We start from the raw sequence: 13,277 nt of genomic DNA, 5'->3' as shown, positions 1-13,277 counted from the left end.
GACGGTGGGCAGGTATGCGCTGACCCAGCTTGCACAGTGTGAAACCAGGACGCCTCGTTCACGGCGTCCTGGTTTCAGCGCTTCCCGGGGGCGTCACGCCTGGCCCGGCCGTGGCGCGGGCTCGTAAGGAAGATCGTGCCACACGCGGACCACCGTTCTCGGGCCGATCGTGATCGTTCTTGACTATATCTCCCGGGGGTGCGGCGCAGGAAGGCCCTTCGAGCCCGCTCTCGAATGCGGGTGGTAAGGCAGCATGGCGTATCGGCAGGCGCCCGGGCCGCGCAGTCTAATCTGCATTCAGTAAGCGGTACGGCACGACCATCACCCTATCCGCCTGCACCACGAGGAGGGCGCTGCCGGTCAGCCGCACGTTCAGGATCTCGCCCTGCAGGCGCCACGACACCCGGTCGCCCGTCAGGTGGTTCTTAGCCGTCACCGTCGCATCGCTGACGGTGACCGTGGTGACGGCGTCGTCCGATACAGCCAGCAGCGGCGTCTCCAGCGGCAGCCGGAAACGGGGGCCGCTGTCATCCTGCAGCGAGCGCAGGACGTTCGCCTCCAGCCGGAATCCCTTAGTTCCACCACAGCGTATGCGAGGCCTCGGGGGCTACAGATCAGCGAGACGGGCTCCGCGTCTTCGGGCAGCCTGTAGAAGAGCTGGGGCGTGCCCGCGTCGGGGTGGCCGAGGATCGGCCGGTCAAGCCACTGGGTCACCAGGACAACCGCGTACGGGCGCCACGGCTGGTCCAGCCACGGCGGGACGATCATCTCCTCCCACTGCATCGGGGTCAGGTTCCCCGCGAAGCGCTCCAGGCAGCGGTGTCGGGATGGTAGGCGACGCCCGCAGGCGATCCGGCCGGATCGGCAACCGCCAGCAGGGTGCCGGGACCAAGGCCTCCACCGGGTCGTCTGGACGAAGGCCCGGTAGCCCGGCTTCCCGGCGTCCGGGTACGTGTCCCTGTTGACCAAGAGCCAGAAGGCGAGTTGCGTCCGATACTCCGGATGCCGCACGGCCACCTCGGCGGCACAGCGCAGAAGCTCGTCACCCGTCGCCGGCTTCAGACGGCGGATGTCCTCCCCAAACCCGCCTGTGCACGCCGGCGACATTGCCGCCGATGCCGGGTCGGGAGGGGTGCCGGAAGCTCCGTCGTAAGGCGGACTTGCCGCGACCGACGCTGCAGGGTCCGGTTCGGCCGCCCGCTCGGCGGCGGGACCGCTGCTACAGGCCGCACAGAGCAGGGAGACGAGCAGAAAGGCCACCACAGCTCGGCGCATGGGATACCCTCCGTACGCAATATACCGCCTATTCGGCCACACCGCTTGACTCGCTCCACACGCCAGAAGTTCCGCACCGGGGGAGCCGCCGGAGGAGCCGGCTCAACCCCCGGCGGCTTGCAGAACACAAGCGGCGGCAGTCCGCGCCCTGCGCGACTGCCGCCGCATACCTGCTAGCCTTCCTGCTCCTCATCGCCGCCATCCGGGTCGGGTGGCGAGGGCGGCTCTCCCCGGGCCGCCAACAACTCACGGGCTGCTTCCTCCTGGTCCGGCGGTACGAGAACCAAGATGTACCCCCCTACCCGGGCCGGGCCCAAGATGTAAGGCAGCGCCTGAGCGCCGCGGGCCTCGGTGATCACGGGGATCCCGCTGGCCTCCAGCAGGCCCCGGACGATCTCGGCCTCAATATGGTCGGGTGCCCTGAAGACCTCAACCCACTCGACATCCATGGCCATTCCTCCTGCCCTCCGGCCCACAGCGCCGGTCACAGTCAGCCGCCCACCACTGCACGGCTCGCCGCCAGTCTCACCGCCCACGGCTCACAGCTCGATGACCGCGGGCTCATCCAGCTTCCACGCCGCCTCCAGAGCCGCCAGCAGCAGCCGCTCCTGCCCCTCGGCGTCGCCGGGCTCGGCAGGCTGCCGGATCAGGACGCCCCGGGGGACGTTCGCCCCGCGCAGGCCGTCCGCGCCGGCGGCCAGGACCACCGTCGGCACGCCGGCCAGCTCGATCAGCCGGGCCACAAGGGAGGCGGTCAGCCAGCCCGTCTCGCCCGAGGCGCACACCAGGGCCACGTCCGCGCCCATGCGGCGGATGCGGTAGGCCACCGACTGCCCCGAACCGGCCAGCAGGGGCAGCGGATCCGCAACTGCCCCACTGAAGCTGTAGGCAAAGGGCGCGACGGCGTCGATCGCCCCGGATGCCGCCATGGCCCGCAGCCGCTCCAGCGGGAACACCAGGTTCAGATCGGCCTCAGCCGCAGCCTGTTGGCTTTCCGAGACGGCCAGGTCCTCATACTGGACGACGACGGGAAACTCCCGGAAGGTGGGATCGCCGCCCGGGCGTCCTTCATCGTACGGCTCCTGAAGCCCGTGCTTCAGGTATACACCGGCCGTCGCCACCAGGGCCACCTTCGACTCGGCCACGGGCCGCGCCCACTGGCTCCAGGGCACGAAGCCCGCGGTCCACTCCAGCAAATCCGTCTCCCTCACCTGTTCCGCCTCCCCTGTTGCGATCTGTCTGCATCTGCCGGCGCTGCGCACGCAGCCCTCAACCGCAACCTTTCCAGCCGCCCGCCGCCATCTCCTGCAGCCGCTGCAGCAGGACCTCCCGCCGGTTGCGCTCCGGCTGCTCCAGCACCTCCTCCAGCAAGGCCTCCAGCACCTGCCCCACGTAGCGTCCGGGTCCGCGGCCGAAGGCGGCCATCACGTCGTGGCCGTCCACCGCCAGGTCGGTGACCTTCAGGGCCGCGTCCTCCGCCAGCACCCGCCGGATGCCGTCCAGGATGGCCATCGTGTCCGGCCCGAGGTCGCCCTCCCGCTTGCCCGAGGCCAGCCGGTCGGCCCGTCGAAGCTGCACCAAGTCGTCCAGGTGCTCCACCCCGATGCGCCGCACCATCCGGCGCAGGGCCGCATCGGTGGCTGGGCCGTCCAGGTGCAGGTCCATGTGGCGGCGCACCAGGTGGACGGCCCGGGCGCGGGTTGCGTTGTCGAACCGCAGCCGCCGCAGCAGCGCGTCGGCCATCTCGGCCCCCACCACCTCGTGCCGGTAGAAGTGGCGGTCGCCCGCTTCATCCACCGAGAGGCAGCGTGGCTTGGCCACGTCGTGCAGCAGGGCGGCCAGCCTCAGGTGCAGGACCGGCGGCACCAGCGCCAGGGCCATCAGGGAGTGCTCCCAGACCGGGAACGCATGGTACCGGTTCTGCTCCACCCCCACCATCTCCAGCAACTCCGGCGCAAACTGGGCGAGGAGCCCCAGCTCCCGCAGCCGCTGCATGCCCCACGCCGGCCGGTCGGTCACCAGGAGGCGGCCGAACTCGGCGCCGATCCGCTCCGGGGCCACCGCCTGCAGGCGCGGCGCCTGCGCGGCGATCGCCCGGGAAAGCGCGGGGTCCAGGGTCAGATCGAATTGCGCCGCCAGCCGCACCGCCCGCAGCATTCGCAGCGGGTCCTCCTCCAGCCGGTCCTCGGGCCGCCCGCAGGCCCGCAGCACCCCCGCCGCCAGGTCACGCCTGCCCCCCATCGGGTCGATCAGCCGACCGGCAGGGGTGAGGGCCATCGCGTCGATGGTGAAGTCGCGCCGGGCCAGGTCGCCGGCCAGGCTTCCGGCCCGGTAGGGTGTCACCTCGTAAGTGGTGCCGCCCCGGGGAATCAGCACCGTGCCGGTCTCCCGGGCGGCGCCCACCAGGCGCCCCCCGGGAAAGAGCGCGCGAATCTGGTCCGGGCCCGCGCTGGTGGCCACGTCCCAGTCCTGAGGCGTCAGCCCCAGCAGCAGGTCGCGCACCGCCCCGCCGACCAGCACCGCCTCGTGCCCCGCCCCGGCCAGCGCGGCCAGAATGGCGCGCCCGCCCGGAGGCAGGGCGCGCCGCAACCGGCCTGGCAGGACCCGTTTCCCCCAGCCGAGCCGCAGGGCGTTCGCGAGCCGGCGCATCCCGTCACCCCCGTGCGCCCAGGACCCGCTCGACGGCCTCGAGGGGCGTGGCGACCCAGTCCGCCGCCTCCAGGGCCCTCGGGTGGCCGTCGGGCACGGCGACGCCGATCCCGGCGAAGCGGAGCATGGACACGTCGACCGTGGTGTCGCCCACGGCCATCACCGCCGAAGGGGGAATTTTCCGTTGCTGGCAGTACCGCGCCAGGGCCCGCCCCTTGTCGACCTCCTCGTGCCACACGTGCAGCACCGTCTCGCCGGGGTGGCGGTCGGTCAGGTCGAACTGCGAGGCCGGAAGCCCTTCCGGGAACGCCTCCAGTACCCGCGCGACGGCCCGGTCGCCGTAGACCGCGGCCATCGTGGGCGGCGAGGTGCACCGGTGCAGCCCGGGGTCGATCTCGGTGTAGGGGTTCCATTCGTCCCAGTACGCGAAGTCATCGGGCGGCTCCGTGCCGAAGGCGGTGTCATTGGCCATCAGGTCCTTCGGCGGCAGCTGCGAGCCGAACACGGCCTGATCCGCGGCCGAGACCGCGGTGATGGAGAGGCCCTCCGCCAGGGCCAGCCGGCGCAGCTTCACCCAGGCCTCCGGCACCAGCGGCCGGTGGTACCCGATCCAGCCCGACCCGTTTTCCACCATGAGGGCGCCCAGGTAGCAGATCGCCGGCCCGGTCAGCCCCAGTTCCCGGTAATAGGGAAGGGTCAAACGCCACGACCGGCCGGTCACGAGGACCACTTCGGCCCCGGAGGCCCGGGCCGCCGCCACCGCGCGGCGATTCTCCGCAGAGATGCGCCCTGCCCGGTCCAGCAGCGTTCCATCCAGATCGAAGGCGAAGAGTTTGATGTTCATGCTGCAATGGTAGCACAAGCCCGGGCATAACGGAATCCAGGTCCGCCGGACAGGCTGACCTGGATGGCACGCGTTTTTCATTCAGTCCCGGGCCTGGACGACCAGGAGGCGCCCTTCGCCGATGGAGACCCGGGCGACAGGCTCGACCACCCGGTTGGAGATGCCCAGCGACTCGCCCCAGCGCAGGACTGCATCCGCCAGGGGCCAGTGCACCCCGCTCACGCAGACGCCCGTCACGACCGGGCTGAGCGGCACCAGGGAGAGGTAGGCGCCGGACTCGCGCCGCACCTCCAGCCACTGGCCGTCCCGCAGGGCCCGCGCGATGCTCTTGCCGTCGGTCATCGTCACGGGCACCGGGCACTCCGGCAGCAAAAGGACGTTGGAGAGGGTGTGGTCAAGCCGGGAGCCCGAACCGCCCACCAGGAGGATCTCGGTCGCCCCCCGGCGCAGCGCTTCCTCCAGAGCGAGGTGGCTGTCGGTCTTGTCCTTCTCCACCGGCACCTGGACGATGGCCACCCCGTCGGCGCGGGCGTCCGCCAGCGCGCCTTCGTCCAGGGAGTCGAAATCGCCCAGCAGCAGGTCGACGCGAAGGCCCAGCGCCTGCGCGTGGCGCAGGCCCGCGTCGGCACAGATCACCAGGTCAGGATGGCCCACCAGGCCCCTGACCCGATCCAGATCCAAGACGTCCCCTGCTGCGAAGATCGCCGCGCGCAGCCGTGCTCCCTCGGGCATACCCGGCCTCCTCGTGGTGCGTCCCCCGCGCACCCGTCTCTGCCCCATTATAGCAGAGCGACCCCGGCCGGGAAGCCCAGGCCGCGCAGCCCGCCGTGCCGGCGCTAGTGCTCCAGCAGGTCCTGGGCGATGCGCCGCGCGCGGAGAATGCGCGCGAGGCCCTTCAAACCGTAGTTGAGCCGGCTCTTCACCGTGCCGATCGGGATCTGCAGTTGCTCCGCGATCTCCCGGTAGCCCATGTCGTGGAAGAACCGCATGTGGATGACGGCCTGGTACGGCGGCGGCAGCTCCGCCAGGGCGTCGAGGATCGCCTCCGTCAGCCATGCCCGCTCCGCCTCGGCCTCGGGGTGCACCACCTCGTCCGCCGTCTGGTTCCCGTAGGGCTCGAGCACGACCCCGCGCCGGCGCCGCAGGCAGTCGATGGCGCGGTGGCGCGCCACCCGGAAGAGCCAGGCCTTCAGGTGACCGTCCTGGTCAAACTCCTCCCCCTGCTGCCACGCCTTGAAAAGGGTATCCTGACAGATCTCTTCCGCGGCGTGCCTGTCGCCGACGAGGCGGTGAGCGTATTGCAACAGCGCGCCTCCGAAGGATTCCATCATCATGCCCAGCGCTTCCTCGTCGCCCGTCGTCAGCCGGCGGACGATGCGACGCCCCTCGTCATCCCCCGTGCGGAGGGGCTGCGCGCCAAGGCCAGCCTGCCATGACACCGCTCATCCCGCCCCCTTTTCCAAGGCACTTTTGTTCACGACTAAATATTCTGTCTAATTTTCTGCCTTTGACCTGTCATGGGTAGAGTTATTCTACCTGATCCCTCTGCACCACGCCACTCCATTTTGCGAACGAGTCCCACTTCTGTTACATGAATGTGACAGAAGTCGGCCTCCTAGAACAGCCGCAGTTGCTGCGGGCGCCGCGCCTCCTCAGGGGGCAGGGGCACGCCGCGCGCATCGCGCGGCGGCGTGGGCATGCCGAGCAGGCTCATCAGGTCCAGCGCGTTTCGCACCGCGTAGTTGGATCGGTTGTTGTTCATGAGCAGGTGGACCTCCGCGGCGGCGGGGGCCAGGACCTCCCGGATCGGCTGCAGCCACTCGGCCAGCTCTTCCCTGCTGTACAGGTAGTCGAACCGCTGCTGAGAAGTGGTGCCGCGGATGTACCATGTCTTCGCGTTGCGCCCGTGGAACCGGACGATCGCCAGGCGCGGGTCGGTCACCGCCACCACCCGGGGCACCGTGCCCGAGCCCAGCTGCGGCGCATCGCAGACGACGTGCACGGCGCGCAGGCGGCGCAGGAACTCCAGGGTGGCCGCGCGGTTCTCCCCGCTGAACCAGGAGACGTGCCGAAACTCCACCGCGACCAGGTCGTCGGCGAAGAACTCCCGGCAGAACTGCACCCACTCGCGCGCGACCGGCGTGCAGGTGAACCAGGGCGGAAACTGAAAGTGGAGCGCGCCCAGCTTCCCGGCTTCCCTGAGCGGCGCCACCGAGGCGGCGAACCGCCTGAACACTTCGACCACGTCCTCCTCACCCGGCCGGGGCTCCCGGTGGTGTTTCGTCATGGCGCCGTAGGCCTTCACGTTGAACCGGAAATCGGGCGGCGTGCGCTCCGCCCAGCTGGCGAACCACTTGGCCGGCTGCAGGCGGTAGAAGGTGCTGTCAACCTCTACAATAGAGAAATGGCGCGCGTAATACGACAGCCGCTCGCGCGGCGGCAGGCCGGGCGGGTAGTACGCCTCGTGATCGGACCAGGCACAGGTGCCGACGCGGATCCTGGCCACGTTCGCTCCCTCCCTCCGGCTACATATTAACACGGGTCCCCCCGCGCGCGAAGCAGGCGCCTCCTGTACCTCCGGGCAGGGGCACAAGAGGCGCCTGGAATCAGTGTCGTTCGAAGTGCTCGGGAGCCTGCGCGGCGGCCGGGTGCATCGTCGGGTCTGCCGTGTGGTACCGGCGGAACGAGGGGGCGTCGGTCAGCCCCAGTCTGCGGTACTGCTCCGCATAGCGCCGGCGCACCTCTGCAATCTGACCGGGGGCCGCTGCCCGGGTCGGGTACTCGCCCCTGGTGTGCAGGAAGTGAAACAGCACCTCCTGGTTGTGGGTCTCCTCTCCGTGCATGCCCAGGAAGAATTCCCGCACGCCGTTGTTGCTGGCCTCCAGGGCCGCCTCCGCGTAGAGCTTCGCCAGTTCCCTCGCGCTGCAGAGGCAGTCGCGCAGACGGTCCGCGTCAGTCATCCGCACGTCGCCGCACCCCTTCCCCCGACTGCAGCAAGAGCTTCGCGTGTTTGGTGATGTCCCCGGGCGCCTCCAGCAGCGCCAGGAGCATGTTGATCCTCCGGTGGTGGATGTCGGCATGCTCCCGCATCAGCTGGCGGGCGTTTTCGTCCGTCATCTCATCCGCGTAATGGTGGTTCTTCTTCAGGGCCAGCAGCTCGCCGTCCAGCGCGCGGCCTACAAACATCAGCTCCTGATCGGTCAGCCGGCGCTCGCCGGCGGGACCGCTGCCCGCAAGGGCGTCATGCTCCATGCCGCTCCGCCTCCTTCGCGCTTAGTATGGCGCGACGGAATGCACGGCATACTCTGACGGCGACCCGCCGCCGGGTCGCCGTCAGGACGCTGCTATGTGGCTACTTCTTGGCGGCCGCGTACCGCTCCGCCACCTTGTCCCAGTTGATGACGTTCATGAAGGCCTGGATGTACTCCGGCCGGCGGTTCTGGTACTTCAGGTAGTAGGCGTGCTCCCACACGTCCATCCCCAGGATGGGCGTGTCGCCCTGCATCAGCGGGCTGTCCTGGTTGGCGGTGGAGTACACGGCCAGCTTGCCGTCCTTGGTCACCACCAGCCAGGCCCACCCGGAGCCGAACCGGCCGGCGCCGGCCTTGGCGAACTCATCCTTGAAGCTCTCGAAGGAGCCGAAGGCCGCCTTGATCGCCTCGGCCAGCTCGCCGCTGGGCTCCTTGGCGCCGCCGGGGGTCATGATCTCCCAGTACAGGGTGTGGTTGGCGTGGCCGCCGCCGTTGTTCCGCACGGCCGTGCGGATGGCCTCAGGCACGCTGTCGATGTTCCGCAGCAGCTCCTCGATCGACTTGTTCTGCAGGTCGGCATGCCCCTCCAGGGCCGCGTTCAGGTTATTGACGTACGCGGCGTGGTGCTTGCCGTGGTGGATCTCCATCGTCTGGGCGTCGATGTACGGCTCCAGGGCGTTCGTCGGATACGGAAGCGCAGGAAGCTGGAAAGCCATGTGCAAACCCTCCTAACTCAACCTCAAAGTTTCCTTTCCATTCTTTATGACGCCAGATGTTGGCGAAGGGGAATGGCCTCTGCTGGATAGCCTACCGAATTCCACCCGGATTTTCAACTTTGTCGCTCCAAAAGTTGGCCAACCGCTGCGCCTGTGTGCGCCGCGCCTGCCTGACCCTTGAGTCTTCCCCACCCCTGGGCGATAATCGTACGGGGACTTCGGGCTTCCGCTTGCACTTCTGTAAGGAGGTTATCTCTATGCCAGTCCCGAGGGCAGTGATCGCGATCGCCGGGGGCACCGGTTCCGGCAAGACATCCATTGCCAACTGCATTTCCGCCGCCTTTCCGGATGACGTGTCGCTGCTGCCCCACGATGCGTACTACAAGGACAACCGCCACCTGACCTACGAGGAACGGGCCGCGCTGAACTACGACCACCCCGACGCCTTCGACAACGAGCTGTTCATCGCCCACCTGAAGGCGCTGAAGGCCGGCAGGGCGGTCGAGCGGCCGGTGTACAACTTCTCCACCCACCTGCGCGAGTCCGAGACGGTGCGGATCGAGCCCGCGCCGATCATCGTCGTCGAGGGCGTGCTGGTGCTGGAGAACCCCGAGCTCAGGGCTCTGTACGATCTCAGCGTGTTCGTGGACACCGATGCCGACGTGCGCATCCTGCGCCGCATCGTGCGCGATATCAACGAGCGGGGGCGCACGCTGGACTCGGTGATCAACCAGTACCTTTCAACCGTCAAGCCCATGCACGAGGCCTTTGTCGAACCGACCAAGCGCTACGCCAATGTCATCATTCCGGAGGGGGCACACAACAAGCCCGGGCTCGAGGTGCTCATCGCCCAGGTGCGTCACCTTATTGCCCAGCATGAACCCTCAGTATGACTGGCTTTTCAGTACCGCGCCGCTATGTTACACTTATCCTGTCAAGCGTCCGAAGCCTTGGTGTCCGTCAGTTGCACCGAACCGGGGGTGAGAATGAATGGCTGAAGAGACCTTGTTTGAGCGCGTCGAGCGGGCGCTGGATCTGATTAGGCCCGCGATTCGGATGGACGGCGGCGAGGTGGAACTGGTCTCCGTGGAGGACGGCGTGGCTCGCGTCCGCATGATGGGCGCCTGCGGCGGCTGCCCGATGTCGACGATGACCCTGAAGATGGGCATTGAGCGGGCCGTCCGGCAGCAGGTGCCGGAGATCCGGGCCGTGGAGGCCGTCTAGGCGCACAGGGGGTGGATGGAGGGTGTCCCCAGAGGGGCGTGATCTGCAGCGTGAGGTGCAGGCGCGCGTTCACCGGCAGATGGGCATCACCGCGGCGGTCATGGGGGTGATCGCCGCCGGTGTCGGGTTCTGGTGGATCGGCCGGGTCTTCGGGGTCGGACCGCTGGAGGCCCTGCGTGCGGCCCTGCCGCTGTTCCTGATCGTGCTGGTCATCCTCGCGCTGGGCGCCCTGCTGAGCCTGGGCGCCGCCCGGGCGGCCTGGCTGACAGAGCGGCTTGTTACCAAACACCGGAAACAGAGGATCGACGAGTAGTCGATCCTCTTATTTTTCCCTCTTCTTTTAATGCCGTTAATCAAACTTCTAGCGCGATATTGTTTCGGGCAGAGGAGATATAGATTCTCGAACAGAAGTACTTTGGTGTTTTCCCCAGGTAAAGCGTTAGGGTGAGAGATTGGCCCTATTGCTGAACTGGTGGAAATCTTCTATATTTAGGGTTTCGGTCGGTGCCGATGTGAAGGTGAGGAGGTGAACAGAGGACACCGGCCAGACAGGCGACCGCGATCCCATGAGAGTTCGGGAACCAGACGACACAGAGACAGAGAAGCGCTGAGGGAGGTTTACACACTATGCGTCGTTTCGTCGCAGGCATGCTGGCTGTGCTGATGCTGGCAGCCGTCGGTTGTTCCGGACAGTCCACAACAGCTCCGGATGAGATGGTTATCCGGATGAACATCGGTACGAACCCGCCCTCGCTCGACCCCCGGGTCACCACCGGCCTTCCTGAGGCCCACGTCCAGATCGCCCTGTGGGAGGGCCTCATGCGGCTGGATGAGGATGGCAACGCCATTCCGGGCGCGGCCGAGCGTTACGAAGTCAACGATGACGCTACAGTATTCACCTTCTACCTGCGTGACGGCCTGAAGTGGTCCAACGGCGACCCGCTGACCGCCGAGGACTTCGTCTGGGCCTGGAAGTCCGCCCTCGACCCGCTGCTGGCCTCCGAGTACGCCTACCAGCTGTACTACATCAAGGGCGCCGAGGAGATGAACACCTTCACGAGCGACCCCAAGTGGGAGAACGCCAGCGACGAGGAGATCGCGGCCGAGTTTGAGCGGCTCGCCGAGAACTTCGGCGCCACGGCCATCGACGAGAAGACCCTCCGGGTTGAGCTCGAGGCGCCCGCGCCGTACTTCCTGTCCCTGACCTCCTTCCACACCTACTACCCCGTCCACCGGCCCAGTGTTGAGGCCAACCCCGAGGCCTGGTTCCGCAACCCGGAGACCACCGTCGGCAACGGCCCGTTCAAGATCGTGAGCTGGACCGATAAGGAAAAGGTCGTCGTGGAGAAGAACCCCAACTACTGGGGCGCTGACGAGGTCAAGCTGGACAAGATCGAGTTCTACCTGATCGAGGAGGAGTCCACCGTCACCACCATGTTCGAGACCGGTGAGCTCGACATCGTGGAGTCCGGCGTGAACATCGCCGAGCTGGACCGCCTGAAGGCAGAGTACCCCAACGAGCTGCTGATCCTGCCTGACCTGGGCGTGTACTACTACCTCCTCAACGTGGAGAAGGAGCCGCTGAACGACAAGCGAGTCCGCCAGGCGCTGGCGCTCGCCATGGACCGCAACGCGATCGTCAACGAGATCACCAAGGGCGGTCAGATGCCCGCCTACGCACTGGTCTCCCCCGGCATTCCGGATGAGACGGGTCCCGAGAAGGACTTCCGCAAGAATGCCGGCGACCTCTTCGCCGAGGACGTGGCCAAGGCCCAGCAGCTCCTGGCCGAGGCCGGCTATCCCAACGGTGAGGGCTTCCCGAAGCTGACCATCCTGTACAACACCTCCGAGGCCCACCAGAAGATCGCCGAGGCCATCCAGGAGATGTGGAAGAACAACCTGGGCATCGACGTGGAGCTGACCAACCAGGAGTGGGGCGTCTACCTCGACAGCCGCAGCAGCGGTGACTACGAGATCGCCCGCGCCGGCTGGATCGGCGACTACATCGACCCGATGACCTTCATCGACATGTTCGTGACCGGCGGCGGCAACAACGACACCAACTGGGGCCACCCCGAGTACGACAACCTGGTCCAGACCGCCAAGCGGAGCGCCGACCAGGCTGAGCGGATGAAGGCCATGCACGACGCCGAAGCGCTTCTGATGGACGAGATGCCGATCATCCCGATCTACTTCTACACTCGGGTCATCATGGTCTCCGAGGATGTTGAGGGCTGGTCGATGCCCCTGACCTCGCCGCTCAACCTGCGGGACGCCTCGATCAAGCAGTAGCCCGGCAACCAGGACGGTGCAGGAAGCGCCACCGTGGCTCACCGCGGTGGCGCTTCCCAAATATTCGTCCTGATGAGATGGAGGGATACGATGGCCCGTTACTTGATGCAACGCATAATCACGATGTTCTTGGTCGCCTTCTTCGTGGTGACCGCGACGTTCTTCCTGATGAGGGCCCTGCCCGGCGGCCCCTTCAGCTCGGAGCGGAACGTGCCGGAGGCGATCCTGAAGAACCTGGAACGGCGGTACAACCTGGACAAGCCGCTGCACGAGCAGTATCTGGACTACGTAAAGGGCGTCATTGTGTGGGACCTCGGTCCGTCCTTCAAGTATAAGGGTCTGACGGTCAACGACGTCATCAACCGCGGTTTCCCGATCTCGGCAAAACTGGGCGGCATCTCGCTGCTGCTCTCCATCGTCGTTGGCATCCCCCTGGGCATCCTGGGCGCGATGAATCACAATACCATCGGCGACCGCGCCATATCCGGCGGCGCCATTCTGACGGCAGCGGCGCCCAGTTTCGTCATCGCGGGCGTGCTCCAATACGTCTTCGCGTACAAGCTGGGCTGGTTCCCATCGGCCACCTGGGGCGGGGGGCAACTGCGGTACATCGTCCTGCCGATTCTCGCCCTGTCCAGCTACAACCTGGCCTGGATCGTGAAGCTCACCCGGTCCAGCATGCTGGAGGTCATCAACCAGGACTACGTCCGCACCGCGCGGGCCAAGGGGCTCCGTGAACTGGTAATCGTCTGCCGGCACATGATCAAGAACGCCATGGTACCCGTGGTGGCCTCGCTGGCGACGATGACGGCCAGCATCCTGACCGGCAGCTTCATCGTGGAGAACGTCTTCGGCATCCCGGGCATCGGCCGGGAGTTCGTGCAGTCCATCACTAACCGCGACTACACGGTGACGCTGGGCATGACGGTCTTCTTCTGCCTGCTGCTGGTGGGCTTCACGCTGATTGCGGACATCGTGCTGGCGTTCATCGATCCGCGCGTACGTCTGGAGAAGGAGGGGTAGTCC

General features: G+C 67.2%; 16 protein-coding genes. 5 read left to right on the top strand and 11 right to left on the bottom strand.

Going from position 1 to position 13,277, the window contains the following annotated elements:
- Positions 1-286: 286 nt before the first annotated feature.
- The 11 genes from ACZ45O_RS01635 to ACZ45O_RS01585 form a co-directional block, all read right to left on the bottom strand.
- A complete protein-coding gene (locus tag ACZ45O_RS01635) occupies positions 287-436 on the bottom strand; it encodes a hypothetical protein (protein WP_464855229.1) in 150 nt (49 codons plus the stop codon).
- 1,012 nt (positions 437-1,448) lie between these two features.
- Entirely contained in the window at positions 1,449-1,724 is a 276-nt protein-coding gene (locus ACZ45O_RS01630) for a putative signal transducing protein (RefSeq protein ID WP_464855228.1), read from the bottom strand.
- A 90-nt stretch (positions 1,725-1,814) separates the two neighbouring features.
- The gene (locus tag ACZ45O_RS01625; RefSeq protein WP_464855227.1) at positions 1,815-2,486 is read right to left on the bottom strand and encodes a hypothetical protein; all 672 of its coding nucleotides are present in this window, start codon (positions 2,484-2,486) and stop codon (positions 1,815-1,817) included.
- 58 nt (positions 2,487-2,544) lie between these two features.
- A complete protein-coding gene (locus ACZ45O_RS01620; RefSeq protein WP_464855226.1) occupies positions 2,545-3,924 on the bottom strand; it encodes a CCA tRNA nucleotidyltransferase in 1,380 nt (459 codons plus the stop codon).
- 4 nt (positions 3,925-3,928) lie between these two features.
- Entirely contained in the window at positions 3,929-4,768 is an 840-nt protein-coding gene (locus tag ACZ45O_RS01615) for an HAD family hydrolase (protein WP_464855225.1), read from the bottom strand.
- Positions 4,769-4,849: 81 nt separating this feature from the next.
- Complete coding sequence (locus ACZ45O_RS01610) at positions 4,850-5,500, bottom strand: thiamine diphosphokinase (RefSeq protein WP_464855224.1); 651 nt, start codon at positions 5,498-5,500, stop codon at positions 4,850-4,852.
- 104 nt (positions 5,501-5,604) lie between these two features.
- Positions 5,605-6,207 carry an RNA polymerase sigma factor gene (locus ACZ45O_RS01605; RefSeq protein ID WP_464855223.1) on the bottom strand — a complete coding sequence of 201 codons (603 nt, stop codon included), beginning with the start codon at positions 6,205-6,207 and terminating at the stop codon, positions 5,605-5,607.
- Between the two features lie 176 nt (positions 6,208-6,383).
- Positions 6,384-7,274, bottom strand: a complete 891-nt coding sequence (locus ACZ45O_RS01600; RefSeq protein WP_464855222.1) for a DUF72 domain-containing protein — start codon at positions 7,272-7,274, stop codon at positions 6,384-6,386.
- A gap of 100 nt (positions 7,275-7,374) precedes the next feature.
- Positions 7,375-7,728, bottom strand: coding sequence for a spore coat protein (locus ACZ45O_RS01595; protein ID WP_464857616.1), 354 nt, complete (start codon positions 7,726-7,728; stop codon positions 7,375-7,377).
- The gene (locus ACZ45O_RS01590; RefSeq protein ID WP_464855221.1) at positions 7,721-8,020 is read right to left on the bottom strand and encodes a hypothetical protein; all 300 of its coding nucleotides are present in this window, start codon (positions 8,018-8,020) and stop codon (positions 7,721-7,723) included. Before ACZ45O_RS01590 ends, ACZ45O_RS01595 begins: the two co-directional genes overlap by 8 nt.
- A gap of 100 nt (positions 8,021-8,120) precedes the next feature.
- Entirely contained in the window at positions 8,121-8,735 is a 615-nt protein-coding gene (locus ACZ45O_RS01585) for a superoxide dismutase (RefSeq protein WP_464855220.1), read from the bottom strand.
- Positions 8,736-8,992: 257 nt separating this feature from the next.
- On the opposite strand from ACZ45O_RS01585, the gene udk reads away from it, so the two are divergent.
- The 5 genes from udk (at position 8,993) to ACZ45O_RS01560 (ending at position 13,274) form a co-directional block, all read left to right on the top strand.
- The gene (gene udk / locus ACZ45O_RS01580) at positions 8,993-9,628 is read left to right on the top strand and encodes a uridine kinase (protein WP_464855219.1); all 636 of its coding nucleotides are present in this window, start codon (positions 8,993-8,995) and stop codon (positions 9,626-9,628) included.
- 97 nt (positions 9,629-9,725) lie between these two features.
- Positions 9,726-9,959: a NifU family protein gene (locus tag ACZ45O_RS01575; RefSeq protein ID WP_464855218.1), complete on the top strand. Its 234-nt coding sequence runs from the start codon at positions 9,726-9,728 to the stop codon at positions 9,957-9,959.
- A 22-nt stretch (positions 9,960-9,981) separates the two neighbouring features.
- Positions 9,982-10,272, top strand: coding sequence for a hypothetical protein (locus tag ACZ45O_RS01570; RefSeq protein ID WP_464855217.1), 291 nt, complete (start codon positions 9,982-9,984; stop codon positions 10,270-10,272).
- Between the two features lie 314 nt (positions 10,273-10,586).
- Positions 10,587-12,251, top strand: coding sequence for a peptide ABC transporter substrate-binding protein (locus ACZ45O_RS01565; RefSeq protein WP_464855216.1), 1,665 nt, complete (start codon positions 10,587-10,589; stop codon positions 12,249-12,251).
- 72 nt (positions 12,252-12,323) lie between these two features.
- Positions 12,324-13,274: an ABC transporter permease gene (locus tag ACZ45O_RS01560; protein WP_464855215.1), complete on the top strand. Its 951-nt coding sequence runs from the start codon at positions 12,324-12,326 to the stop codon at positions 13,272-13,274.
- Positions 13,275-13,277: the final 3 nt, after the last annotated feature.

The organism is Symbiobacterium turbinis (assembly GCF_055383075.1).
Note: the sequence above shows the minus strand (reverse complement) of the source record. Positions and strands in the feature narration are given on the sequence as shown.